The organism is Rhodococcus shunpengi, from assembly GCF_048381395.1.
Classification (GTDB): Bacteria; Actinomycetota; Actinomycetes; order Mycobacteriales; family Mycobacteriaceae; genus Rhodococcus.
In genome coordinates this window covers 290,039-314,041 of record NZ_JBLWIU010000012.1, presented here as the reverse complement: position 1 = coordinate 314,041, position 24,003 = coordinate 290,039, and the positions used below count along the sequence as shown (strand labels likewise).

General features: G+C 67.8%; 21 protein-coding genes and 2 tRNA genes. 19 read left to right on the top strand and 4 right to left on the bottom strand.

Annotation, left to right across the window (positions count from 1 at the left end; all coding sequences use genetic code 11):
- Positions 1 to 21: 21 nt before the first annotated feature.
- The 15 genes from recF (at position 22) to ACNJ7K_RS06610 (ending at position 16,891) form a co-directional block, all read left to right on the top strand.
- On the top strand, positions 22 to 1,254 hold the full coding sequence (recF, locus tag ACNJ7K_RS06680) for a DNA replication/repair protein RecF (protein WP_159417109.1): 1,233 nt from the start codon (positions 22 to 24) through the stop codon (positions 1,252 to 1,254).
- Positions 1,251 to 1,823, top strand: coding sequence for a DUF721 family protein (locus tag ACNJ7K_RS06675; protein ID WP_487041385.1), 573 nt, complete (start codon positions 1,251 to 1,253; stop codon positions 1,821 to 1,823). Before recF ends, ACNJ7K_RS06675 begins: the two co-directional genes overlap by 4 nt.
- A 215-nt stretch (positions 1,824 to 2,038) precedes the next feature.
- Positions 2,039 to 4,075: a DNA topoisomerase (ATP-hydrolyzing) subunit B gene (gene gyrB / locus ACNJ7K_RS06670; protein ID WP_159417108.1), complete on the top strand. Its 2,037-nt coding sequence runs from the start codon at positions 2,039 to 2,041 to the stop codon at positions 4,073 to 4,075.
- 361 nt (positions 4,076 to 4,436) lie between these two features.
- The gene (locus tag ACNJ7K_RS06665; RefSeq protein WP_159417107.1) at positions 4,437 to 7,961 is read left to right on the top strand and encodes a sensor histidine kinase; all 3,525 of its coding nucleotides are present in this window, start codon (positions 4,437 to 4,439) and stop codon (positions 7,959 to 7,961) included.
- A complete protein-coding gene (locus ACNJ7K_RS06660) occupies positions 7,958 to 8,374 on the top strand; it encodes a roadblock/LC7 domain-containing protein (protein ID WP_006550917.1) in 417 nt (138 codons plus the stop codon). The genes ACNJ7K_RS06665 and ACNJ7K_RS06660 overlap by 4 nt, the downstream gene beginning before the upstream one ends.
- Before the next feature lie 13 nt (positions 8,375 to 8,387).
- A complete protein-coding gene (locus tag ACNJ7K_RS06655) occupies positions 8,388 to 8,762 on the top strand; it encodes a DUF742 domain-containing protein (protein WP_006550918.1) in 375 nt (124 codons plus the stop codon).
- 13 nt (positions 8,763 to 8,775) lie between these two features.
- Positions 8,776 to 9,330 (top strand): GTP-binding protein, encoded by a 555-nt coding sequence (locus tag ACNJ7K_RS06650; RefSeq protein ID WP_016691076.1) that lies wholly within the window; start codon positions 8,776 to 8,778, stop codon positions 9,328 to 9,330.
- The gene (locus ACNJ7K_RS06645; RefSeq protein WP_230789337.1) at positions 9,330 to 10,142 is read left to right on the top strand and encodes an MHYT domain-containing protein; all 813 of its coding nucleotides are present in this window, start codon (positions 9,330 to 9,332) and stop codon (positions 10,140 to 10,142) included. Before ACNJ7K_RS06650 ends, ACNJ7K_RS06645 begins: the two co-directional genes overlap by 1 nt.
- A gap of 173 nt (positions 10,143 to 10,315) precedes the next feature.
- Positions 10,316 to 11,110, top strand: a complete 795-nt coding sequence (locus tag ACNJ7K_RS06640; RefSeq protein WP_225623679.1) for an MHYT domain-containing protein — start codon at positions 10,316 to 10,318, stop codon at positions 11,108 to 11,110.
- 168 nt (positions 11,111 to 11,278) lie between these two features.
- Positions 11,279 to 12,085, top strand: coding sequence for an MHYT domain-containing protein (locus ACNJ7K_RS06635; RefSeq protein ID WP_225623680.1), 807 nt, complete (start codon positions 11,279 to 11,281; stop codon positions 12,083 to 12,085).
- Positions 12,086 to 12,233: 148 nt separating this feature from the next.
- Positions 12,234 to 14,738 (top strand): DNA gyrase subunit A, encoded by a 2,505-nt coding sequence (gyrA, locus tag ACNJ7K_RS06630; RefSeq protein WP_120280950.1) that lies wholly within the window; start codon positions 12,234 to 12,236, stop codon positions 14,736 to 14,738.
- Complete coding sequence (locus ACNJ7K_RS06625; RefSeq protein WP_159417105.1) at positions 14,739 to 16,001, top strand: DUF3566 domain-containing protein; 1,263 nt, start codon at positions 14,739 to 14,741, stop codon at positions 15,999 to 16,001.
- Between the two features lie 75 nt (positions 16,002 to 16,076).
- Positions 16,077 to 16,150: transfer RNA gene (locus ACNJ7K_RS06620), tRNA-Ile, on the top strand.
- A 137-nt stretch (positions 16,151 to 16,287) separates the two neighbouring features.
- Positions 16,288 to 16,360: transfer RNA gene (locus ACNJ7K_RS06615), tRNA-Ala, on the top strand.
- Between the two features lie 99 nt (positions 16,361 to 16,459).
- A complete protein-coding gene (locus tag ACNJ7K_RS06610; RefSeq protein ID WP_159417104.1) occupies positions 16,460 to 16,891 on the top strand; it encodes an SAM-dependent methyltransferase in 432 nt (143 codons plus the stop codon).
- Between the two features lie 42 nt (positions 16,892 to 16,933).
- Here ACNJ7K_RS06610 and ACNJ7K_RS06605 read toward each other — a convergent pair whose 3' ends face one another.
- Genes ACNJ7K_RS06605 through ACNJ7K_RS06595 form a run of 3 tightly spaced genes read right to left on the bottom strand, consistent with a single transcriptional unit; the run spans position 16,934 to position 19,342 of the window.
- Positions 16,934 to 17,506, bottom strand: a complete 573-nt coding sequence (locus ACNJ7K_RS06605; RefSeq protein ID WP_159417103.1) for a TetR/AcrR family transcriptional regulator — start codon at positions 17,504 to 17,506, stop codon at positions 16,934 to 16,936.
- Positions 17,507 to 17,537: 31 nt separating this feature from the next.
- Positions 17,538 to 18,215: an ABC transporter ATP-binding protein gene (locus tag ACNJ7K_RS06600; RefSeq protein WP_120280954.1), complete on the bottom strand. Its 678-nt coding sequence runs from the start codon at positions 18,213 to 18,215 to the stop codon at positions 17,538 to 17,540.
- A complete protein-coding gene (locus ACNJ7K_RS06595) occupies positions 18,212 to 19,342 on the bottom strand; it encodes an ABC transporter permease (protein WP_487041384.1) in 1,131 nt (376 codons plus the stop codon). The genes ACNJ7K_RS06600 and ACNJ7K_RS06595 overlap by 4 nt, the downstream gene beginning before the upstream one ends.
- A 145-nt stretch (positions 19,343 to 19,487) precedes the next feature.
- On the opposite strand from ACNJ7K_RS06595, the gene ACNJ7K_RS06590 reads away from it, so the two are divergent.
- The 4 genes from ACNJ7K_RS06590 to ACNJ7K_RS06575 all read left to right on the top strand — a co-directional run bounded on the left by ACNJ7K_RS06590 (position 19,488) and on the right by ACNJ7K_RS06575 (position 22,772).
- Positions 19,488 to 19,991: a hypothetical protein gene (locus ACNJ7K_RS06590; RefSeq protein ID WP_487041383.1), complete on the top strand. Its 504-nt coding sequence runs from the start codon at positions 19,488 to 19,490 to the stop codon at positions 19,989 to 19,991.
- Positions 19,992 to 20,065: 74 nt separating this feature from the next.
- Positions 20,066 to 20,569, top strand: coding sequence for a copper chaperone PCu(A)C (locus ACNJ7K_RS06585; RefSeq protein ID WP_487041382.1), 504 nt, complete (start codon positions 20,066 to 20,068; stop codon positions 20,567 to 20,569).
- Positions 20,562 to 21,737, top strand: coding sequence for a Dyp-type peroxidase (locus ACNJ7K_RS06580; protein ID WP_487041381.1), 1,176 nt, complete (start codon positions 20,562 to 20,564; stop codon positions 21,735 to 21,737). The genes ACNJ7K_RS06585 and ACNJ7K_RS06580 overlap by 8 nt, the downstream gene beginning before the upstream one ends.
- A 45-nt stretch (positions 21,738 to 21,782) precedes the next feature.
- On the top strand, positions 21,783 to 22,772 hold the full coding sequence (locus tag ACNJ7K_RS06575; protein ID WP_487041380.1) for a R2-like ligand-binding oxidase: 990 nt from the start codon (positions 21,783 to 21,785) through the stop codon (positions 22,770 to 22,772).
- On the opposite strand, the gene ACNJ7K_RS06570 is transcribed toward ACNJ7K_RS06575, so the two are convergent.
- Positions 22,773 to 23,882, bottom strand: a complete 1,110-nt coding sequence (locus tag ACNJ7K_RS06570) for a DUF7159 family protein (RefSeq protein ID WP_120280959.1) — start codon at positions 23,880 to 23,882, stop codon at positions 22,773 to 22,775.
- Positions 23,883 to 24,003 lie beyond the last annotated feature (121 nt).

The following is a 24,003-nucleotide window of genomic DNA, read 5'->3' as shown; positions in this document are numbered from 1 at the left end:
CGGCCCCGAGACTGGAAAGCCGTGTACGTTCGCACCTTCTCGCTGCGCGACTTCCGTTCGTGGAGAACGGTTTCCGCCGACCTCACTCCGGGGGCGACGGTCTTCGTCGGGCGCAACGGACACGGGAAGACCAACCTGCTCGAGGCCCTCGGATATCTGTCGACGCTCTCGTCGCACCGGGTGTCCTCCGACGGCCCGCTGCTGCGGGCCGGCACGTCGCGGGCGTTCGCCGGGGCGCTGGTCGTCAACAACGGTCGTGAGCTCGGTATCGACATCGAGATCAACGAGGGCAAGCAGAACCGGGCGCGGATCAACCAGTCGCCGGCCCGGCGTCCTCGAGAGATCCTCGGCATCCTCCGCACGGTGCTCTTCGCCCCGGAGGATCTGTCGCTCGTGCGCGGCGACCCGGGCGATCGCCGGCGGTTCCTCGACGAACTGCTCAGCACGCGTTTCCCGCGGATGAGCGGGGTTCGGGCCGACTACGACAAGGTGCTGCGCCAGCGATCCGCCCTGCTCAAGACCGCGGGGGGAGCGCTGCGGCGCGGGAGTCGCTCGAGCGACGGGGCGAGTGCTCTGGCGACCCTCGACGTGTGGGACGGCCATCTCGCGGCCCACGGAGCCGAGCTGCTCGCCGCGCGCATCGCGTTGCTGCACGAACTGGCCCCGCACGTGTCCGAGGCGTACCGGTCGATCGCGCCCGAGTCCCGTCCGGCGAGCCTGCGCTATCGCAGCAGCCTGGCCGACGCACTGCCGCCCGAGTTCTCCGACCCGGCCCGGACGCCGGCGCCGGACGATCGGGAGTTTCTCGAGACCGTCTTCCTCCACCGCCTCGCGGACGTGCGGTCGAAGGAGATCGAACGCGGCGTCTGCCTCGTCGGACCCCACCGTGACGATCTCGACCTGATGCTCGGTGCCGAACCCGCGAAAGGCTATGCGAGCCACGGCGAGTCGTGGTCGTTCGCGCTCGCGCTGCGGCTCGGCGCGTTCGCCCTGTTGCGCACCGACGGCACCGATCCCGTTCTCATGCTCGACGACGTCTTCGCCGAACTCGACCGACGGCGCCGCTCCGCCCTCGCCGAGGTCGCCACGACGGCCGAACAGGTGCTGATCACGGCGGCCGTGCCGGAGGACGTGCCGGCCGAACTGAACGGCGCCCGATTCCCCGTGCATGCCGAGGACACCGAAGAAGGTCGTATCTCTGTGCTGGGATCGGTGCAACGGGAGACGGACCCGATCACCGGGGAGGTCGGATGAACGACGAACACGCAGGTCCCGAACGCGGTGCCGGGCCGGAGCGCAGCGCGGACGAGCCGGAGCTGAAGGGCATCGATCTGGCCCGCCGCGCGCTCGAGGAGGCTCGAGCTGCCGCCAAGGCGAGTGGTAAGGCCGTCGGCCAGGGACGCGCGTCGCGCGGCCCGCTGCGTCCGAAACGACGACGTCGCGGCTGGTCGGGGCCCGGTCCGGACGACCGCGATCCCCAGACACTCGGTTCGCTCGCGCAGTCGCTGTCCAAGCAGCGGGGCTGGTTGGCGCACGTGTCCGAGGGCACCGTCATGGGGAGTTGGGCGCGGGTCGTCGGCGACGACATCGCGAGTCATGCCCAGCCGACCACGCTGCGCGACGGGATCCTGCACGTCTCGGCCGAGTCGACGGCCTGGGCGACGCAGCTGCGGATGATGCAGTCGCAGATCCTCGCCAAGATCGCCGCGGCCGTGGGGCACGGGGTGGTCAAGGAACTGCGGATCACCGGCCCGACGGCTCCGAGCTGGCGGAAGGGCGAACGCCACATCCGCGGCCGCGGACCGCGCGACACCTACGGGTGATCCCGAGCTCGCTCCCGGGCCGTACGAGGCGCGAAAATCGGAGCGCGTAGGAAATCACGCTGTCCGGGTCGCAAAGGGGCCGCTACGGGGACGTCAGCGGTGCGGAACGCCCGCTTTCGTGTCCACCCCGGCACAAGGCTCGCGGGCACGTAGGATGGACAGGAATGCGTCGCGCGCGTGCGCGGGGCCGATCGGAGAAGGAGAGCTACCCACCCGTGGCTGCCCAGAAGTCGAACAACAACAAGAACGAGTACGGTGCGTCGTCCATCACCGTCCTCGAGGGTCTCGAGGCGGTGCGCAAGCGCCCCGGTATGTACATCGGTTCCACCGGAGAACGTGGCCTGCACCACCTGATCTGGGAGGTCGTCGACAACTCCGTCGACGAGGCCATGGCCGGTTACGCGTCGAAGGTCGAGGTCACCCTCCTCGCCGACGGCGGTGTCCAGGTCGTCGACGACGGTCGCGGTATCCCCGTCGCCATGCACGCCTCGGGTGTGCCCACCGTCGAGGTCGTCCTCACCCAGCTCCACGCCGGTGGCAAGTTCGACTCCGATGCGTACGCCGTCTCGGGCGGTCTGCACGGTGTCGGTATCTCCGTGGTGAACGCGCTGTCCACAACTCTCGAGGTCGCGATCGACCGCGACGGATACCACTGGGAACAGACGTACACGAACTCCAAGCCCGGTGAACTGGTCAAGGGTGAGCCGACCAAGCGCACCGGAACCACCGTTCGGTTCTGGCCGGACCCGGAGATCTTCGAGACCACGACGTTCAACTTCGAGACCGTTGCGCGTCGATTGCAGGAGATGGCGTTCCTCAACAAGGGACTGACCATCACCCTCACCGACGAGCGGGTCGCGCCCGAGGAGGTCACCGACGAGGACGTCCCGGAGACCGCCGAGGCTCCCAAGACCGCCGAGGACGAGGCCGTCGAGGCCGCCGAGCCCGAGGTCCACAAGGTCAAGGTCCGCACCTACCACTACCCCGGTGGTCTCGAGGACTACGTGCGTCACATCAACCGCACGAAGTCGCCCATCCACAACTCTGTCGTGGGGTTCACCGCCAAGGGCACGGGCCACGAACTCGAGGTCGCGATGCAGTGGAACTCGGGTTACTCCGAATCCGTCCACACCTTCGCCAACACCATCAACACCCACGAGGGTGGTACGCACGAGGAAGGCTTCCGTGCGGCGCTGACCACGGTCGTCAACCGGTACGCGAAGGACAAGAAGCTCCTCAAGGACAAGGACCCGAACCTCACGGGCGACGACATCCGCGAGGGTCTCGCGGCCATCATCTCCGTCAAGGTCGCCGAGCCGCAGTTCGAGGGCCAGACGAAGACCAAGCTCGGCAACACCGAGGTGAAATCCTTCGTGCAGAAGGCGTGCAACGAGCACATCTCGCACTGGTTCGAGGCGAACCCGGCCGATGCGAAGACGATCGTCACCAAGGCCGTGTCGTCGGCGCACGCGCGTGTCGCTGCCCGTAAGGCGCGCGAGCTCGTCCGCCGCAAGAGCGCGACCGACATCGGTGGTCTGCCCGGCAAGCTCGCCGACTGCCGGTCGAAGGATCCGAGCAAGTGCGAGATCTACATCGTGGAGGGCGACTCCGCAGGTGGCTCCGCCAAGTCGGGTCGCGACTCGATGTACCAGGCGATCCTTCCGTTGCGCGGCAAGATCATCAACGTCGAGAAGGCCCGCATCGACAAGGTCCTCAAGAACGCCGAGGTCCAGTCGATCATCACGGCGTTCGGTACCGGCATCCACGAGGAATTCGACATCTCGAAGCTGCGGTACCACAAGATCGTCCTGATGGCCGACGCCGACGTCGACGGTCAGCACATCGCGACGCTGCTGCTCACGCTGCTCTTCCGCTTCATGCGGCCGCTGGTCGAGGAAGGCCACGTCTTCCTGGCGCAGCCGCCGCTGTACAAGCTCAAGTGGCAGCGCAGCGAGCCGGAGTTCGCGTACTCCGACCGCGAACGCGACGCCCTGCTCGAGGCAGGTCTGAAGTCCGGCAAGAAGATCAACAAGGACGACGGCATCCAGCGTTACAAGGGCCTCGGTGAGATGAACGCCAAGGAGCTGTGGGAGACCACCATGGATCCGAGCGTCCGCATCCTGCGTCAGGTGACCCTCGACGACGCCGCTGCCGCCGACGAGCTGTTCAGCGTCCTGATGGGTGAGGACGTCGCGGCACGACGCAGCTTCATCACACGCAACGCGAAGGACGTCCGCTTCCTCGACGTCTGATCGTCATCGGTTCCGCTCGACTCGGAGACCGAATTTTCATCCGAACCCCCGCTGTGCCGTAAATCACAGCGGGGGTTTGCATGTCGTGCACCGGAAACATGGAAGGGCCGTTAGCCTTCTTCGTTACTCGTGAGTACACTCCAGTCGGCCATTTGTACGTGTGGCTGCCGAAGAGGGGGCCGGGGGCCGCGCAGGGTGCGGGAAGGACTCACACTTCCGTATCCGCTGTATGTCCCGATATGGTGCCCTCACCCGAAACGTCTCGTTCGACTGCACTCGATCGAAAACGCGCTCATCGGAGTGCAGTGCCGACTGGTGCTCGTCGCCCGGCGCGGACGGGGTGGAAGGAGAGCTGTAATCCATGAGTGACAAGTCGCCGCCCCAGCAGCGGTGGTGGAACATCGAGGGGTGGGGTCTTCGCAGGAAGGTCACCGCCGTTCTCGCTGTCCCCGTGACCGTGGCAATGGTCCTCGGTGGTCTTCGTGTCGAGAACGAGCTCAGCAACGCCGTCCACTTCTCGTCCGCGGCCGATCAGGTCGCGGCCGTGCCGGACATCGTCGAGTTCTCGACGGCGTTCGCGACCGCCACCGCGAGTGCCGCCGCCGGGACGGTGACGCCCGAGGAGATGGCCGCGCTCGGCGACGCCTTCGGCACCATCGCCTCCGTCACGGAGAACCCCGAGCTTGATCCGGCGGTCACCGCCGACCTGAGCCGTACTGCTGCCTCCGCGCAGTCGCTCTACACGAAACTGCAGGCCGGGCCGGTTCCGGTCGAAGAGATCAGTGCTGTCACCAACGAGGTCCGTGACAGCCTGAACCGCGTCGTCGAAGCGATTCTCGACGAGGTCGACGACCGCGAGATCCTCATCTACGGCGACCAGCTGATCAACGCCTGGTACTCGCAGCGCTATCTGTTCGGTCAGGTGCTCGGTGTGCTCCAGCTCCTCGCCGACCCGACCCAGCCGGGCACCGCGCTGGTGTCCGCCTCCGGCGCCGAGCTCGCGATGCTCGACCTGCTCGCCCGCTCCTACCCGATGGCCGATCAGCAGATCGCCGAACTGCGAGCCGGCGTCCAGGAGCGTGCCGACATGGTCGACGCGGCCGGTTCCGGTCCGCTCCCGATCCTCAACATCCGCGCGTCGCTGCTCAACAGTGTCGACATCTACGGCACGATCATCGACGAGGCGTCGACGCAGGTCAGCACCACGATTCAGGACCGCGCCGCGGAAACCCGCTCGGCCGCTCTTCGCGACACCGCGATCGTGCTCGCGGCCCTGCTCGCGGCCCTCGTGCTCGCACTCCTCGTGTCCCGCTCGCTGGTCGGCCCGATCCGCCGCCTGCGCTACGGCACGCTGAAGGTTGCGCGGCAGGAGCTGCCCGAGGCCATCGACCGCATCAAGGTCGGCGACAACATCGAGGACATCGAGTTCACCCGGGTCCCGGTGCACACCACCGAGGAGATCGGTCAGCTCGCCCGCGCCGTCGACGACATGCACGGGCAGGCACTGCGCCTCGCCGGCGAGCAGGCGCACCTGCGCCTGCAGATCAGCGATATGTTCGAGACCCTCGCACGTCGCTCCAAGTCGCTCGTCGAGCAGCAGCTCGGCCTCATCGAACGACTCGAGTACGAGGAGAAGGATCCGGCCCGACTCGAGAGCCTGTTCCGCCTCGACCACCTCGCCGCGCGCATGCGCCGAAACGGCGACAACCTACTGATTCTCTCCGGTACCCGCATGCGCCGCGGTCACTCCGCGCCCGTGCAGCTCGGCGACATCCTGCGCGCCGCGATGTCGGAGGTCGAGGACTACCAGCGCGTGCAGATCGGTTCGACTCCCGACGGTGCCCTCAGCGGCGCGGTCGCGACCGACATCGTGCATCTCCTCGCCGAGCTGGTCGACAATTCGCTGCGCGCGTCGCCGCCCGACAGCAACGTCACCTTCAGCTTCGCGCGTGCCGTCGACGGCGGCCTGCTCGTCGAGATCGCCGACCGCGGTATCGGTATCCCGGCCGACGAACTCGAGTCCATCAACCAGCGTCTCGCCAAGGGCGGCGAGGTCGGTCCCGATACCGCACGTCACATGGGCCTGTTCGTGGTCTCGCGACTGGCCGAGCGGCACGGTCTCACCGTGCGCCTGCGCCCGACCTTCGACACCGCGCGCAACCCGGGTATCACCGCGAGCGTCCACATCCCGGACGTCCTACTGGTCTCGCCGCTGGCGTTGTCGCACACCGGTCCTCAGTCCCGCATCGAGATCGAGGCGGAGGAATACTCGGCACCGCAGGCGCTCTCGGCGCCCGTCGCCCAGCAGGGTCTGCCCGCGGCCGACGACCGGCACGAGTACGCGTCGTCGCAGCCGGTCGACTCCGCCGACGATGTCCGTGCGGACGACTCCGACGATGCCTACGCGAACAACGGCTACGCCACCTATGTCGACGAGACCGCTTCCGCTGCACGGGATGCGGAGCCGTCCTACGAGGACGAACGACGCGGCGAGCCGCAGCGCGAAGCGGGACGGAACGAGTTCACCCCGTCCGCGGCGTCGTTCCAGGCACCGCCGCCCCGTGAGCCGCAGGGACAGCCGCGCGACAATCAGGCACCACAGGCATCCCGCGAGTTCGGCCCGTCTGGTCTTCCGCAGCGTCGCCCCGGTGGAACTCCGGGTCTGCCCACGCGTCAGCCGGGCGAGACGCCGGGTCTCCCGACGCCGCCCCGGTCGCCGCAGCCGCGCCGGATCGAGCCGGATGCCGCAGCAGCCTTCGCGTCGTCGCTGCCTCCGCGCGGTCCTCGGCGCGGGCCGGACGAGACCAACGGTCACTCGTTCGACGGACGCAACGGCGACGCGCGCAACGGCGACGGCCGCAACGGTGCCGGGCCGCGACCCGACGCCGATCAACCTCGCCGGGAAGGGCTTTCGGGTCTTCCTCAGCGTCGTCCCGGTACCACACCGGGTCTGTCGCCGACGGACTCCCAGCAGTCGCAGTCCTTGCCGGTCCGTGAGCCCCAGCAGGGTTCGGCACATCGTGCACCCGCCCCGCCGCAGCGACCCGCGTCCCCCGGTCTTCCGCAGCGTCGGCCGGGCGCGACTCCCGGCCTGCCGGGACGGGCTTCCGGATCGTCCCCGTCCGTTCCGCAGAACCGGCCGGACGCACCGAACCGTCCCGACCTGCCGCAGCGCGCACCCGCGCAGGATGCACAGCGCGCACCCGCGCAGGATGCGGACCGCCGGCAGCAGGAACCCTCGTCGGGTCTTCCGCAGCGCCGTCCGGGCAGCACACCCGGTCTGCCGCGTCGTCAGCCGGGCAGCACGCCGGGGCTTCCTCAGCGGCCCGCTGCGTCGACCAACGGTTCCGAGCCCGATTCGGCTGCAGCGGTCTCCGGTCCGAGCATCGCCGACGGTGGCTCCGTCTCGCCGCACAGCGACGCGCAGCAGGCGGCCCGCCATCGCTACCGGACCAACTCGGCGAAGACGGCATCGTTCTTCCAGCCGCGGCCCGACCTCGCGTCGGCCCGTCCGCAGCCGGCGAACACCCCGATCTTCACCACGATGATGTCGGACTGGCTCGTCGACCCGACGAGCCTTCCGGAGGACCGCAGGAAGCGGGAGTGGCGCTCCGCGGCGGACGCGGGTTGGGAAGCCGCACAGCGTGCTACCGAGGCCCCCGTGGAGGAGCACACCACCGCGGGTCTTCCGCGGCGCGCTCCCGGCGAGCGTCTGGTGCCGGGTGCCGTTCGGGCACCGGCAACGGGTGAGCTGCCGAGGACCATTCGACGTCGAGACCCGGAAGCCATCCGGGCCAACTTGAGCCGCCATCAGCAGGGTGTCCGCAACGGACGCGCCTCGGCGAATTCCAGCAATCGCGAGAACGACGAACAGGGAGTTCGATGAATATTGATCATGGATCCGACGCAGCTCGTCCATTGGACTGGTTGGTTTCCAACTTCGCGCGCGAAGTCCCGGGTGTCTCGCATGCCGTGCTCGTGTCCGCCGACGGTCTGCTCATGGCCGCCAGCGCCCACCTCCCGGTGGATCGTGCCGAGCAGCTCGCTGCGGTGACCTCGGGCCTGGCCAGCCTGTCCAACGGTGTGTCGCAGTTGTTCGACGGTGGTGGTGTGCTGCAGTCCGTCGTGGAGATGCAGCACGGCTACCTGCTGCTGATGAGCGTCGGCGACGGCTCGCACCTGGCGGCTCTGACCGCCTCCGAGTGCGATATCGGACAGGTCGGTTACGAGATGGCGCTCCTGGTCGATCGAGTGGGTGCTTCGGTCGAAGCCACCCCGCGGGTCGGTCTAGGGTCCTGACGTCGAGGTGGCCATGGAATCGCGGAAGCCGGAGTCGGTGCCGGACCAGCCCAGTCTGGTCCGGCCCTACTCCCTGACTTCGGGACGTACGAGTCCTGCGGTCGAACTGGCGTTGGAGGCGCTCATCCAGGCCATTCCGGGAACCGACGATCGGTCCCGGGATCTGGACAACATCAACGCCACGATCCTGGAGCTGTGCAAGGAATCACCCTCCGTCGCGGAGATCGCTGCGCGCGTGGGGGTGCCGATCGGCGTGGCACGCGTGCTCGTCGCCGATCTCGTCGAAGCCGGACACGTACAGATCCTGGCCACGCTGAAAGACGATTCGAGCGACGCGGAGCGTCGTGAGCTGATTGAAAGGGTCCTCAGTGGACTTCGCGAACTCTAACGCCACGAAGCGCGTGACCTCGACCAAGATCGTGATCGCCGGAGGCTTCGGCGTCGGTAAGACGACTCTGGTCGGGGCGGTGTCGGAAATCGTGCCGCTTCGTACCGAGGCGCTCGTGACGAACGCCAGCGACGGCGTCGACAACCTCTCTGCGACACCGCAGAAGGCGACTACCACGGTCGCCATGGACTTCGGTCGTATCAGTCTGGCCGACGACCTCGTCCTCTACCTGTTCGGCACGCCCGGACAGCACCGCTTCTGGTTCATGTGGGACGACCTGATCCGCGGCGCCATCGGTGCGATCGTGCTGATCGATACGCGTCGCCTGGACGAGAGCTTCGCCGCCGTCGACTTCTTCGAAGCGCGCAATCTCCCGTTCATCGTCGCCATCAACGAATTCGACGATGCGCCCCGGTACCCGCTCGAGGACATCCGTCAGGCGATGGCGATCTCGGCGGACGTGCCGATCGTGTCCATCGATGCGCGCGCCCGTGAGTCGGCGAAGCAGGCGCTGGTCACCGTCACCGAATACGCCTTGCGGAAGCTGCACCAGCCGGTGACCCAGTAATGGGGGAGGGCCTCGAACTCTTCACGATGGGCTCGTGGGTCACGGTCCTCGCCTATCTGACCTCGGCGATCGGGGTGTTCGTCGGGGTCACCGGTGCTCGGCGGGTCCGCACCACCTCCAGTGACCGATTGCGTTCGTACTGGATGATTCTCGCGGCGCTGGTGAGCGGCGGCGTGGGTGTCTGGCTCGCCATGTTCCTGCCGATGGCGGGCTTCAACGTCGAGGACAGCGTGGTGCGGTACGACACCGTCACCATCGTGTTCTCGATGCTCGTCGCCCTGGTGTCGGTGTACGTGGCGTTGCTCGTCGCGATTCCGAACAACGCTCCCGCCACCCTCGTCCGGACGGTCACGGGTGCTCTCGTGCTGGGCGCCGGCCTGGCGGGCGTGCCGTTCTCGGTCCTCGCCTCGGTGCGGATCCAGGGCTCGCTGACCTTCGATCCCCTCTGGGTCGCCGCGGCGACGGGCTTGGCGATCGCGACCGCCGTGGGCTTCCTGGCCCAGGTGAAGACCGCGGACACGTGGCCCAAGCGCCTGTTGAGCAGCGCCTTGGCCGGTGCCGCAGTGATCGCGGTGCACTTCCTCGCCGCCGCGTCGGTCCGTGTGGAGATCGACCCCGCGGTAGTGGTCTCCGGTGGGATCGAGGTCTTCTCGATTCTCTTCCCGCTCTTCGTCGTCGGCCTGCTGTTGCTGGCCGTCCCGATCGTCCTGGTGCTCCAGGCCCCGGATCGTCTTGCGGCGGAACTGGAAGCGGAATCCGAGCGGTGGGCGGCGGACGGCCAGGCAGAGCCCGTCGACGGTCGGATCTTCTGAAGATCGTCCTAATTTGTTGTCACCCAAAACATCTGGTTGAAATCCCGGAAGTGGAGTAGCCTTCTGCGCAGCGTCGGGGGTCGCTGTCGGTCTACTCGGCACGACACGGACCGATGCGCCGTGCGTGCCGCTTCCTTGGGGGCAACATGTCGCACGAGGTTCACCATTTCTCCATGGGCGGTTGGCTTTTCGCTCTCTCCTACATCACGTCCGCGGTCGGGTGCTATGCCGGTCTGTCCTGCGCGCGCAAGGCTGCGAACGCGTGGACGTCGGTCGCCCGGACCCGATGGACACTCATGGCAGCCCTGTCCATCGGGGGCGTCGGAATCTGGTTGATGCACTTCATCGGGATGATGGGCTTCGACGTACCCGGTTCCGCGATCCGTTACGACCTCGGGCTGACGCTGCTGTCGGTCGCGCTCGCCGTGACGGCCACACTGTTCGGATTGCGGATCGTCGACACCGACGTGCAGTGGATCCGCGCCTTGCCGTCGGACGTCCGGCTCCTCGTCGGCGGCGTCATCATGGGCTTCGCCGTCGCCGGAATGCATTACAGCGGCATGGCCGCGGTGCGGATCCAGGGCGAACTCGAGCAGGGGCGGTCGTACGTCGCGGCGTCCGTGGGGATCGGTGTCGTCGCGTCGATCGTCGCGTTGTGGCTGTCGCGGGTCGCGGAACGGCCGGCCGTGCGGATCCCGGCCGCCGCCGTCATGGGATGTGCAGTCGTGGCACTGCACTACACGGGCATGGCCGGGATCGCGGTGACCGTCGATCCTTCCGCTCCGAATCCGGAGGGAATGACCATCATGACCTTGCTGTTCCCCGGATTCATCATCGGTGTCGCGCTGCTCGCGGTGCCGGTCGTGGCTCTGATGGCATCGGCGAGCATCCAGGACCTCGAGCAGGATCGGGAGGTGGCGACCTGGCTCGTCCCGATCCGGTCTCCCGTCCCCACGGACGACATGTGAAACGGTGATGTGATGTGAACCCCCACAGTGCGATAAGGTCGCTTACGCTGCTGGAAAGTCGGGGTGCAGCTCGCATCGGGTAGGTCGTGGCGCGCGCCCTCCGAGCGCGGTGGTGACAGCGCGCCGCTGTGAGGACCTCACGTGTCGCACGACGTACACCATTTCTCCATGGGGATGTGGGTTTTCTTCCTCTCCTACGCCACCGCCGTGATGGGCTCCTTCGTCGGATTGTCCTGCGTCCGGCGGTCGCTCGACGAGCCGCGGCGCAGCGGCAACTGGTGGCTCCTCATGGCGTCGTTGTCCATCGGCGGCGTGGGTATCTGGCTCATGCACTTCATCGGCATGATGGGCTTCTCCGTGCCGGGTACGACCATTCGATACGAACTGGCCCCGACGGTCTTCTCCGTCGTGCTCGCCGTCGTCGCGACCCTCGTGGGTCTGCGGATCGCCGACGTACACGACGTCAGCAAGCACCGCATTCCCGAATCGGTGCGGTTGCTCATCGGCGGTCTGTTGATGGGCGCGGCCGTGAGCATGATGCACTACAGCGGAATGTTCGCCATCCACATCCGCGGCACGATCGAACACGAGACGGGGTACGTCATCGCGTCGGTGATCATCGGCGTCGTCGCCTCCACCGCCGCGCTCGCGCTGGCCCGCCGCGCGCGGCGTCTCGAGGTCCGCGTCGTCGCGGCCTTCGTCATGGGATGCGCGGTCGTGGCGCTGCACTACACCGGCATGGCCGGCGTGCGGGTCACCCTCGATCCGAGCATGCCCGCGCCCGAAGGCATGACCGTGATGTCGCTGCTGTTCCCGGCGTTCGTCCTCGGCATCATCGTCCTGGCCGTGCCGATCACCGCACTGCTGCTCGCCTCCGACCCGGAGGACGCCGTGCGCGACGCCCGGCTCGAACAGTGGGCGTCGGAGGTCGAACGGCAGGTGGACCGCGACCCGGTCACCGGATCCCACATGTGAGAGCTCGGTTCCGGACGGATCTCGGCATGTGAAGTGCCTGTCCTTCTCGGCATTGTCTGACCTGCACCTATAGACTCGTGTGGTTGCGAGACGTCCGTCGGGCCGAAGGCCGGAGCCGGGCGTGCGAGCCGAGTAGAAGAAGGAGCTCATGACCGACACCACGTTGCCTCCGGAGGGGCCGGGGCACGACCGCATCGAGCCCGTCGACATCCAGCAGGAGATGCAGAGCAGCTACATCGATTACGCGATGAGCGTGATCGTGGGCCGTGCTCTGCCCGACGTGCGTGACGGTCTCAAACCGGTGCACCGTCGCGTGCTCTACGCGATGTTCGACAACGGCTTCCGTCCCGATCGCGGGTACGTGAAGTCGGCGCGCGCGGTCGCCGAGACCATGGGCAACTACCACCCGCACGGCGACGCGTCGATCTACGACACGCTCGTGCGTCTGGCGCAGCCGTGGTCGATGCGTTATCCGCTCGTCGACGGCCAGGGCAACTTCGGTTCCCGCGGCAACGACGGCGCTGCCGCCATGCGGTACACCGAGTGCCGGCTCACGCCGCTGGCGATGGAGATGCTGCGGGAGATCGACCACGAGACGGTCGATTTCCAGCCGAACTACGACGGCCGCACGCAGGAACCGACGGTTCTCCCCAGCCGTATCCCCAACCTGTTGATCAACGGTTCGGGCGGTATCGCGGTCGGTATGGCCACCAACATCCCGCCGCACAATCTCGGCGAGGTGGCGGAAGCCATCTACTGGGCGCTCGAGAACTTCGAGGCCGACGAGGAGACCACCCTCGCCGCGGTCATGGAACGGATCAAGGGACCGGACTTCCCGACCGCCGGCCTGATCACCGGCTCGCAGGGCATCCACGATGCCTACACGACCGGTCGCGGATCGGTGAAGATGCGCGGCGTCGTGGAGATCGAAGAGGACTCCAAGGGCCGCACCAGCATCGTCATCACCGAGCTGCCCTACATGGTCAACCCGGACAACCTCATCACGTCGATCGCCGAGCAGGTCCGCGACGGCAAGATCGCGGGCATCTCCGACATCCACGACGAGTCGTCCGACCGCGTGGGCATGCGCATCGTCGTCACCGTCCGCCGCGACGCGGTGGCCAAGGTGGTTCTCAACAACCTCTACAAGCACACGCAGCTGCAGACGAGCTTCGGCTGCAACATGCTGTCGATCGTCGACGGAGTGCCGCGCACGCTGCGCCTCGACCAGATGATCCGGTTGTACGTCAACCACCAGATCGAGGTCATCGTCCGGCGTACGCGGTACCTGCTGCGCAAGGCCGAGGAACGCGCCCACATCCTGCGCGGCCTGGTCAAGGCCCTCGACGCGCTCGACGAGGTCATCGCGCTCATCCGCGCGTCGCAGACCGTCGACATCGCGCGCGCCGGCCTGATCGAGCTGCTCACGGTCGACGAGATCCAGGCCGACGCCATCCTGGCGATGCAGCTGCGTCGCCTCGCTGCCCTCGAGCGTCAGAAGATCGTCGACGACCTCGCCGAGATCGAGCGCGAGATCGAGGACTACAAGGACATCCTGGCCCGTCCGGAGCGGCAGCGCGCCATCGTCCGCGACGAGCTGAAGGAGATCGTCGACAAGTACGGCGACGAGCGTCGCACGCGGCTCGTCGCGGCCGACGGCGATGTCAACGACGAGGACCTCATCGCACGCGAGGACGTCGTCGTCACCATCACCGAGACCGGTTACGCCAAGCGCACGCGCACCGACCTGTACCGCTCGCAGAAGCGCGGCGGCAAGGGCGTCAAGGGTGCCGAGCTCAAGCAGGACGACATCGTCAAGCACTTCTTCGTGACGTCCACGCACGACTGGCTGCTGTTCTTCACGACGAAGGGTCGCGTCTACCGCGCGAAGGCGTACGAGCTGCCCGAGGCGAACCGCACGGCGCGTGGTCAGCACGTCGCGAACCTGCTGGCCTTCCAGCCCGATGAGCGTATCCAGGGCGTCATCCGCCTCAAGACCTACGAGGATGCTCCCTACCTGGTGCTCGCGACCCGCAACGGCCTGGTCAAGAAGTCGCGCCTGTCCGACTTCGACTCCAACCGTTCGGGTGGCATCGTCGCGATCAACCTGCGCGGCGACGACGAGCTCGTCGGCGCGGTGCTGTGCTCCGCCGAGGACGATCTGCTGCTCGTCTCGCAGCAGGGCCAGTCGATCCGTTTCTCCGCCACCGATGAGGCGCTGCGTCCGATGGGCCGCGCGACCTCCGGTGTGCAGGGCATGCGGTTCAACGGCGAGGACAAGCTGCTCTCGCTCAACGTCGTCAAGGAGGGCACCTACCTGCTGGTCGCGACCTCGGGTGGTTACGCCAAGCGCACCCCGATGGAGGACTACCCGGTCCAGGGTCGCGGCGGTAAGGGTGTTCTGACCATCCAGTACGACCGCAAGCGTGGCAACCTGGTCGGGGCGCGCATCGTCGAGGACGACGACGAGTTGTACGCCATCACCTCGAGCGGCGGTGTCATCCGCACTGCGGCGAAGCAGGTGCGCAAGGCAGGCCGTCAGACCAAGGGCGTGCGGCTCATGAACCTGGCCGAGGGCGATACATTGCTCGCGATCGCGCGCAACGCCGACGAGCCGGACGAAGCCGACGCAGCCGGAGCTAAGGAGTCGTAAGTGAGCACTCCCCAGGGACCGAACGGGGCCGATCGCGGGCAACCCGGTCGGAAGCCGGAGGACCGTACAGAGAACGAGGTGAAGCCCGAGAACACGGGCACGCAGCAGGGCCCGGCCTCGGAGCAGAAACCGGCACCGGAGAACCGGTCGTCGCAGTCGTCCCCGGCACAGCCTTCGCAGGCTCCTGGGGCACCGGCGCAGGGTTCGTCCGCTCCCGCAGCGGGAGCAGTGGACCCGGCACCCGTGCAGGGTTCGGCCGACCAGCAGCCGGCAGCAGGCCGGAAGGCCGCCGAGCAGACGGCGAAGGCGGCGCAGGACACGCCTGCTCAGGGCGGCTCCCAGAAGTCCGGTGGTGCCTCCTCGGACGGTAAGAACGGGTCGGCTGCGGCCGATCAGCCGGCCACAGGTCAGCAGCGCACCGCACAGATGCCCCGCTCCGGCGGCCCGACCCCTCCCTGGCAGCGGGGAGCGGCGTCGGCGCAGTCGGGCTCTCCGCAGAACGCTCCGCAGACGAACGTTCCGGGTGTGGGTCCGGGTCTGTCCAAGCAGGGTGGAGCGCCTCAGCGCCCTGCTGCGGCCTCGGCCAAGGGCTCTGCGGCCGGAGGTCCGGCGCCGTCGACGCGTCCCGTCGTGACCGGCACAGCGGCTCCCAAGGCTGCCGGAGGAGCTCGCCCGGCCGGTGGCGGAGACGCCGCGCGCGGGGCGGGCGACCGGGCTGCTGCGGCGAAGGCGAAGTCCGCGGTCATCGACGGCCCGACGCGGCACATCGAACGCAAGGATCTCGCCAAGGACCTGCCGGATCTGTCCGCGGTGAAGCATCCGTCGACCGGTTCGCCGAGCACGGGGGAGACCCCGCAGGTGAACGCTCCCACCGCCACCGCGGTTCCCACGGCGATCCCCGCCGCCGGACCGCTGCGGGCCACCGTGCAGATCCGCCGTATCGACCCCTGGTCGATGTTGAAGATCTCGTCGGTGATCTCGGTGTCGTTGTTCTTCGTGTGGATGATCGCGGTCGGCCTGCTCTACGGCGTGCTGGCCGGCATGGGGGTGTGGGAACGCCTCAACAGTGCATTCACCGACATCGTCTCCGACGCCGGTAGCGGTGCGCTCGTCTCGGCCGGCCAGGTGTTCGGCTACGCGACGATCATCGGCATCGCCAACACGGTGTTGCTGACAGCTCTCGCGACCCTCGGTGCGTTCATCTACAACCTCTGCACCGATCTCGTGGGCGGCGTCCAGGCCACCCTCGCAGACCCGGATTGACCTGCAGGAACGCTGCCCCGCCGAGGCGATTTGTTTCCGGCGGCCCCGGTGGGGTAGTGTTCCATCTCGGTTCGAGGGCCTATAGCTCAGGCGGTTAGAGCGCTTCGCTGATAACGAAGAGGTCGGAGGTTCAAGTCCTCCTAGGCCCACTCCCGTGCCGGAAGGATGATCGGAATGAGGGTTCTCGCACTCGTGGGAACCGGGATTCTGATCGTTCTCGGAATCGCTCGCATGCTTCGGAGCGAAGACGAATGGCACGCGGTTCCCAGTCGCTGACGCGGCGGACGGGGCCTTAGCTCAGTTGGTAGAGCGCTGCCTTTGCAAGGCAGATGTCAGGAGTTCGAATCTCCTAGGCTCCACAATCACATGAATACAGGTAGAGGGCGTTTCCGATCTTTCGGAAGCGCCCTTTCTCTGTTGCTTCCCCGGCCCGTGTGCCCACATTCCACACTCGAAGGGTGACACCCCGCCTCTCTCCGCGACTCGCCGAGATCGTCGCCGCGCTGCCGCTGGAGCCGCACCTGCGGGTGCTGGAGATCGGGTGCGGTCCCGGTGCCGCAGCACGGGCCGTCGCCGAACGGTTGACCACCGGACACATTCTCGCCATCGACCGTTCCCGCACGGCGATCGACCAACTGATCTCCTCGTCCGGCGACCTCGTAGCGTCGGGGCGGTTGAGTGCGCGCTGCGTCACCATCGAGGACTTCGTCGTAGGGGAGGGGGAGGAGCCGTTCGACCTCGTCTTCGCGATCAGGGTCGGTGCACTCGACGGCCGGCATCCCGAAGCCGGCAGGATCGCTCTGGAGCGGATTGCAGCGGCGACACGGCCGGATGCGCGCCTGTTCGTCGACGGTGGTGCCCCCCTCCGGGAGCTTGGCATCCCGAGGTGATCGTGAACGGTCCCGAATCGACGGTCCGTTTCACGTGAAACATCAGGAGAGCGCGGTGGTGAGAACCCTACGGATCGAGGAGCGCACCTCGCCGAGTTCGCGGCCGGATTCGATCAGTTCCGTGCCCTTGTGCACGAGGGCGGTGACGAGTTCGGCGTCGAGTTCGGGATCCGCGACTCCTCGGGCGCGCAGCGCCTCGACGAGGGGGAGGACCAGGTCCTGGTGCATCGCGTGCATGCTCTCGTCGCTGAACGCCTGAGGTGTGAAGGTGGCGAGAGCACCGACGATCGCGTGTTCTCCTTCGGCGACCAGTTGCAGGTTGACGTCGATGTACGTCAGCACCCGCTCGGTCGGATCGGAGACCTTGTCCATCGCCTCGACCACGCGCTCGTTCCAGCGGGGGAACAGGTCGACGACGACTGCGTGCAGCAGGTCGTCGCGAGAATCGAAGTAGTTGTAGACGCTCGACCGTGCCAGACCGGCACGGCGGGCGACGTCGCCGAGGGAAGGTGCCTGTTCCGGCTTCTCGGCGAGGAGTTCGAGCGCTGCGTCGAGGAGGGCACGGCGCTGCGCGGCGCGATGCTCCGCGACCGTCGCTGCGGAAATCTTCGGCACCGCCGGCCCTCCTCGTTCAGCTGTCGATCACTCAGTCGTGTGGTCGAAGTCTTCCGTCGACCATCTCCAGCACGCGGTCGCAGTGCCGCAGGACTTCGTGGTCGTGGGTGACCATGATCGTAGCCACTCCGCTGGTGTGGGTTTCCCGTGCCAGCAGTTCGACGACCTCGTGGCTGCGTGTGCGATCGAGGGCCGCGGTGGGTTCGTCGACGAGCAACAGCGACGGTTCGGCCATCAGAGCACGTGCGATGCCGACCCGCTGACGCTCACCGCCCGAGAGCTGTCCCGGACGACGATCGGCGCGGTGCTCCATGCCCACCGAGGCGAGCAGTTCGGTGGGATTCCGCCCGTGCCGTCCGGTGATCTTCTCGACGAGGAGCAGTTGATCGCGCGCCGTGAGGGCGGGGAGGAGGTTGCCGGACTGGAACACGAAACCGATGCGTTCACGCCGCAGCTTCGTGGTGGCCTTCCGGTCGAGCTCGGTCAGGTCGATCCCGTCGACCTTCACGGTGCCGGAGGTGGGTCGGCTCAGGCCGCCCGCGACCGCCAGCAGGCTCGACTTGCCGGCGCCGGACGGGCCGACGATCGCGACGAGTTCGCCCGGCGCGACATCCAGGTCGACGTGGTCGAGGGCGTGGACCGTGCTGTCACCGTCGCCGAAGGACAGACAGACGTCGGCCAGGTCCAGACCCGTGGTGGTGACGGTCATCGGTTCTCTCCCAGTGCTGCGAGCGGGTCGACGCGGACGATGCGGGTCACGGCGAGGGCGGCGCCGACGAGGCCGAGAACGACGAGCAGGACGGCGCCCTGCACGATCGGCCCGGTCTCGAGGACGAACGGCATGCCGCTGCCTTCGAGGCCCGATCCGAGACCGAGGCCGATGAGCACGCCGACGGCCACGGAGCCGACGAGCACGATCACGGCCTGCAGGAGCGAGTCGCGCAGGAGGAAGCCGGTGGAGGCACCCATCGCGCGGAGCACGGCGATCTCCCGGCTGCGCTGCACCGTCCAGATCGTGAAGAACGCTCCGACGACGAGGGCGGAGATCGCGTAGAGGAACGCGATGATCATCGACATCGTCATCATCTCGGCGCTGTAGCCGGGGGAGGCGTCGAACGATTCCTCGAGGGTCTTCGCGGCCGTACCGGCCTCGGCGTCGCCGGCGGCGAGGTCGGGCAGTGTTCCGCCGACGCCCTCGATCGCGACCACGCTGGCTTCGGTGTACGCGCTCGGGGGGACCTGTTCACCGAGACGGACGCCGGCATGGATCTCCTGCCAGGTGTTCAGGGGCAGGTAGGCGACGTCGACGTGTCCGAAGGTGCGCTTGTCGGAGGTGAAGCCGACGACGGTCAGCCGGGTGCCGAGACGATCGACGACGATGGTGTCGCCGAGTTCGACGCCGGTGTCGCGGGCGCTGTCGCTGAGGACGACGTCGGTGTCACCGCCGATCGGTGTCCCCTCGGCGACCGAGGGTTCGAGGAACGATCCCGGCCGGATACCGAAGAGGGTGAGGTCGACGGGGACCCCACTGTCGGTCTTCGCGTTGACGATGGCGTTGCCGAACAGTTCGGCCCGGGCGACGTCCGGGCGGGCACGCCAGGCGTCGGCCTGGTCCTCCGTGACCACGGATCGGGAGAACGCGGAGTCGGTCTTGGTCCCCTCGGCGAAGGCGAACGCCTGGACCGGTGTGCGCTGCAGGGCGGAGACACCGTCGACGACGAGACCGGACGACAGTCCGGACAGGATGACCATGAGGATCGAGATGAGCGCGACGACCGCGCCCATCAACAGGAAGCGGGTACGCGCGAACCACAGTTCGCGCAGGGCAAGAAACATGCGGAGTCCTTCGTGGGCTGGACCGGACAGGTACCCCCGATCTTCTCGACGGCACGTCGATATCTTAACGACATGCTGTCGTCATCTTTACGTGACGGTTACTACATCGGGTAGTAATCGCAGGTGGTAGAAGTATTCTGATCCCATGGCCGTCGACGTGGAGACCGTGAGGCGCATGCGCGCGGTCTTCGTGTGCGGAATCTCGGCCACTCTGAGCGTCGCGGCGCACGCTGTCGCGGGTGGTGCCGTGCCGCACCAGGACGTGCTGGTGTTCCTCGCCGGTCTCGCCGTCGCCTCCGGGATGCTCGCCGCGGAGACCCGTCTGCCGGTGCCGCTGCTCCTCGTCCTCGGCCAGGTGACAGGGCACCTCGTGCTCGGACTGCACGACGGTCACCTGCACACCCCGACACCGGAGATGCTCGTCGCGCACGCCGCTGCGGTCGCCGTGGCTGCCCTGCTCGTGCACGGCGCCGAGAAGGGTTGCGAGGTCGCGCTCGCGGCCCTGTGCCGGATACTCCCCGAACTGTTCCGCGCGCTGCCCGTGGCCGCTGCGGAATCCACCCGCATCACCCACCGGCCCCGCGTGGGTCCGGGGATCCGGCACGTCGGCGGGGTGGGAAGTCGCGGGCCACCCGCAGTTCTCCGCTAGGTCCCTCACTCGGTCGTCTCCCGACGACCGTTCGTTCGGCGTGCCTGTATGCCGCCACCGATCCACGGAGAATCATGAAGAAGACCCTGCTCTGCACCGTGAGCGTCGCGGTCACCGCACTGTTCGCGACCGCCTGCGGTTCCGATGCCGCCACGACCTCGGCGGACGCCGTCGTCGTCGTCGACGCCTGGGTGAAGGCCTCCGACACCGGGATGACCGGAGCTTTCGCCGAGATCGAGAACACCGGCAGCGACGACGTGCACATCGTGGGCGCGTCCAGCCCCTCGTCCGCCTCCACCGAACTGCACGAGATGGTGTCCGCGGAGGGCACCTCGATGGTCATGCAGGAGATGGGCGACGGGCTCGTCGTCCCTGCCGGGGCCACCCACACCCTCGCTCCCGGCGGTGATCACCTCATGCTCATGGACCTCGCCGAACCCCTGAGGCCCGGCAGCACGGTGAGCTTCACGCTCGAGTTCGCGGACGGTTCCACCGAGGAGTTCACCGCCCAGGTCCGCGACTTCGCCGGAGCACAGGAGGAATACGTGCCGGCCGACGGAGCAGCGCACGATGGCTAGGTTCACTCGTCGCGCGCTGATCGGGGGCGGTGTCGCCGCGCTGGGTGCAGCAGGACTCGGCGCGGTCGGAGGTGGGACGGCGGTCGCGTCCCGCATCTCCGAACCGATCGGCGCGCGGACCGTGGAGATCCACGGCACCTATCAGGCCGGTATCGACACCCCCGCGCAGTCGTTCGCGTCGTTCGTGGCACTGGACCTCGCCGAGGGTGTCGATCGTGACGGGCTCGTCGGGATCATGCGGGTGTGGGCCGAGGACGCCCGGCGGCTCACCACCGGGACACCGGCGTTGGGCGACACCGAACCCGAACTCGCCGTCGACCCGGCCCGGCTGACGGTCACCGTCGGCTACGGTCCCGCGGTCTTCGACGCCGCGGGCCTGACCGACCGGCGACCCGCGTGGCTGAAGCCGCTGCCGGCCTTCCCGATCGACCGGCTCGAGGAACGATGGTCCGGCGGCGACCTGCTGTTGCAGGTCTGCGCCGACGACCCGGTGACCGTCTCGCACGCGGTCCGCACACTCACCAAGAGTGTGCGATCGGTGGCGACGGTCCGCTGGATCCAGCGAGGGTTCCGGCGCGCGGCCGGCACGCGACCCGACGGGACGACGATGCGCAACCTCATGGGGCAGGTCGACGGCACCGTCAATCCCGCGCCGCACAGCCCGGACTTCGACCGGCAGGTGTGGAATCCGGGCGACCCGCCGTGGATGGCCGGTGGCACCTCGCTCGTGTTACGCCGGATCCGCATGGAACTCGACACCTGGGATGAGCTGGACCGTCCCGCTCGGGAACTCGCCGTCGGCCGGCGACTGTCGAACGGTGCTCCGCTGACGGGCTCGGAGGAGCACGACGATGCCGACTTCGAGGCCACCGACCGGTTCGGCATCCCGGTGATCCCGCCGGAATCGCACGTCGCGCGGGCGCGTCCCCGCACGGGCGACGAGCAGTTCCTGCGACGGGGTTACAACTACGACGACCAGGACGGCGCCGGACTGTTGTTCGCCGCCTACCAGGTGGACGTGGAGCGTCAGTTCGTCCCGGTGCAGCAGCGCCTCGCCGAACACGACGCGCTGAATCCGTGGATCACCCCGATCGGGTCGGCCGTCTTCCTCCTCCCGCCGGGTTTCGGGCCCGACGGCTATCCCGGCGACGTCCTGCTGGGCGTCTGAGACAAGTCCGCGACGGATGTGGAATCGAGGTCTAGCCTCGATTGTGTGACCGAGATTACACAGATACGTCAAGGCTTCGCGTCGCTGCGGGAAGGCGGTCTGAACTGGGACGCCTTCCCGCTGCGTCTGTTCGCGAAGGGCAACGCAGCACATTGGGACCCGATGGACATCGACTTCTCCCACGACGCCGACGACTGGTCCTCGCTCAACTCCGAGCAGCGCCGCAGTTCGACCTATCTGGTCGCGTTGTTCGTCGCCGGCGAGGAGGCCGTCACGCAGGACATCCTTCCATTCCTCCGCGCGATGGAGGCGGAAGGGCGGCTGGGCGACGAGATGTACCTGACGCAGTTCTGTTACGAGGAGGCCAAGCACGTCCAGGTGTTCCGTCGCTGGATGGACACTGTGGGACTGACGTCCGATCTGCATCCCTTCGTCGCCGAGAATCCCTACTACCGGAAGCTGTTCTACGAGGAACTCCCGCACAGCCTGCGCATCCTCGACCGCGATCCGTCGCCGGCCAACCAGGTCCGCGCGAGCGTCACCTACAACCACGTCATCGAGGGCAGCCTCGCGCTGACGGGGTACTACGCGTGGCAGAAGGTGTGCACGAAGTTCGGGATCCTGCCGGGCATGCAGGAGATCATCCGGCGCATCGGATCCGACGAGCGCCGGCACATGGCCTGGGGCACGTTCACCTGCAGACGGCATGTGGCAGCGGACGATTCGAACTGGAACGTCGTGCTGCAGCGGATGGAGGAACTGCTTCCCCTCGCGACCGGCATGATCCAGTGGCAGAACGAGCAGTTCGACGAACAGCCCTACGGTCTCGACAACGACGAGTTCATCTCCTACGCGGCGGACCGGGCCCAGAGGCGGCTCGGCGCAATCGAATCCGCGCGCGGACGTCCGCTCGAGGAGATCGATCTCGATTTCGCTCCCGCGGTGCTCGAGGAACGTTTCGGCGACGAGGACGCGGCCGCGCTCGCCGCGGTACCCACTCCCGATCGTGCCCCGGCGGAGCGAGCGGGGGAGTAGTCAGAGCAGCACGCCGACGACGAGCGCGATCAACACGAGAACGGCGACGACCCCGACGACCACCGTTCTCGTGTTGCCGCCGCTGCTGCTCTCTTCCTCGGTGTCGGCGGTGAGAACGGGAACGGGCGCGGACTCCTCCGCGGCGCCGCGCACGTCCGCGACGCCCTCGGCCTCGACACGCCGCTCCTCGAGTTCCCGCAGTCGCGCGAGACCACCGGTGAGAACGTCGGTTTCGTCGTAGGAGGGTGGTAGTCCGATCCGGGTCTTGTTGGTCTCCCGTGCCGGGGTGAACCCGGCCGCGAGGATTGCCGCGCCGAGTGCCGCGGTCTGTTCCGGGCCCGGCCCGACGAGGCTGCGCACCGTGAGCTTCGTGGCGAGGCTGTTCGCGATCTCCTGGATGTGGGTGCGGTCGCGGGCGACGAGACCGTCGCCCATGACGACGACGGCCTCGAGATTGTCCGGCATCCAGCCGAACGATCCGAGGGCCGTGGCGAGTTGGGCCGCCGGGGACGGAGCGCCCTGAGCGGGGGTGCGGTAGGCCTTGCCGGCGGGCACGCCCGAACGTACGAGGGTGACGGTCGAGCCGCCGTCGTCGAGATGGAAGACCCCCACGAGCTGTCCTGGGGTCTCGGATATCTCGGAGGCGTACCAGGCGGCGGCCGCCTGCGCGTCGGACACGAGGTCGACGTGGCGCAGATCCGCGTAGTCCAGGGCCGCGCGCAATGTCGCGATGGTGTGCGGATCCCAGTGCGACGGGTAGGTCGCGGCGTAGCCGGGATCGCTGTCCCGATCCATGCCGCCGAAGGTCGGCAGCGGATGGCACTCCCGCAGCAGGCAGTGGATGGCGGTGGCCATCGCGTCCTCGGCGCGGTACATGCGACCGTCGCTCGCGGTGATGCCCGAAGCGTCGCCGACCCGCGTGAGGAAGCCCGCGATCGTGCGCGCTTCGTCCCCGTGCGCCACGCTGCCGAGCGACGTGTTGCCGTCGTGGTCGACATGCAGGACGGAGTCGCGGGCGAGGACGACAGGGTCGGGAGTGCCGGGTTCGTTGGATGCGATGACCGCCGTGGACACGACTCGCCCGATCCGGAGGCCGACACCGATTGCCATGTCTTCCCTTCCTCGAGAGGCTGCTCGTCCGGTCTTGCTACCGAGGACCCGACTCGCTCCGGGTGCGCCGGACAAATGCACCGCTTCGGGCGCGAAGAACGATTGTGGCAGACAGGAAGGG

Excerpts from the sequence above, each read along its gene's own strand:
- ACNJ7K_RS06675 (WP_487041385.1), top strand. The coding sequence starts at position 1,251 with ATGAACGACGAACACGCAGGTCCCGAACGCGGTGCCGGGCCGGAGCGC.
- ACNJ7K_RS06665 (WP_159417107.1), top strand. The coding sequence starts at position 4,437 with ATGAGTGACAAGTCGCCGCCCCAGCAGCGGTGGTGGAACATCGAGGGG.
- ACNJ7K_RS06660 (WP_006550917.1), top strand. The coding sequence starts at position 7,958 with ATGAATATTGATCATGGATCCGACGCAGCTCGTCCATTGGACTGGTTG.
- ACNJ7K_RS06655 (WP_006550918.1), top strand. The coding sequence starts at position 8,388 with ATGGAATCGCGGAAGCCGGAGTCGGTGCCGGACCAGCCCAGTCTGGTC.
- ACNJ7K_RS06645 (WP_230789337.1), top strand. The coding sequence starts at position 9,330 with ATGGGGGAGGGCCTCGAACTCTTCACGATGGGCTCGTGGGTCACGGTC.
- ACNJ7K_RS06640 (WP_225623679.1), top strand. The coding sequence starts at position 10,316 with ATGGGCGGTTGGCTTTTCGCTCTCTCCTACATCACGTCCGCGGTCGGG.
- ACNJ7K_RS06635 (WP_225623680.1), top strand. The coding sequence starts at position 11,279 with ATGGGGATGTGGGTTTTCTTCCTCTCCTACGCCACCGCCGTGATGGGC.
- gyrA (WP_120280950.1), top strand. The coding sequence starts at position 12,234 with ATGACCGACACCACGTTGCCTCCGGAGGGGCCGGGGCACGACCGCATC.
- ACNJ7K_RS06600 (WP_120280954.1), bottom strand. The coding sequence starts at position 18,215 with ATGACCGTCACCACCACGGGTCTGGACCTGGCCGACGTCTGTCTGTCC.
- ACNJ7K_RS06595 (WP_487041384.1), bottom strand. The coding sequence starts at position 19,342 with ATGTTTCTTGCCCTGCGCGAACTGTGGTTCGCGCGTACCCGCTTCCTG.
- ACNJ7K_RS06590 (WP_487041383.1), top strand. The coding sequence starts at position 19,488 with ATGGCCGTCGACGTGGAGACCGTGAGGCGCATGCGCGCGGTCTTCGTG.
- ACNJ7K_RS06585 (WP_487041382.1), top strand. The coding sequence starts at position 20,066 with ATGAAGAAGACCCTGCTCTGCACCGTGAGCGTCGCGGTCACCGCACTG.
- ACNJ7K_RS06580 (WP_487041381.1), top strand. The coding sequence starts at position 20,562 with ATGGCTAGGTTCACTCGTCGCGCGCTGATCGGGGGCGGTGTCGCCGCG.
- ACNJ7K_RS06570 (WP_120280959.1), bottom strand. The coding sequence starts at position 23,882 with ATGGCAATCGGTGTCGGCCTCCGGATCGGGCGAGTCGTGTCCACGGCG.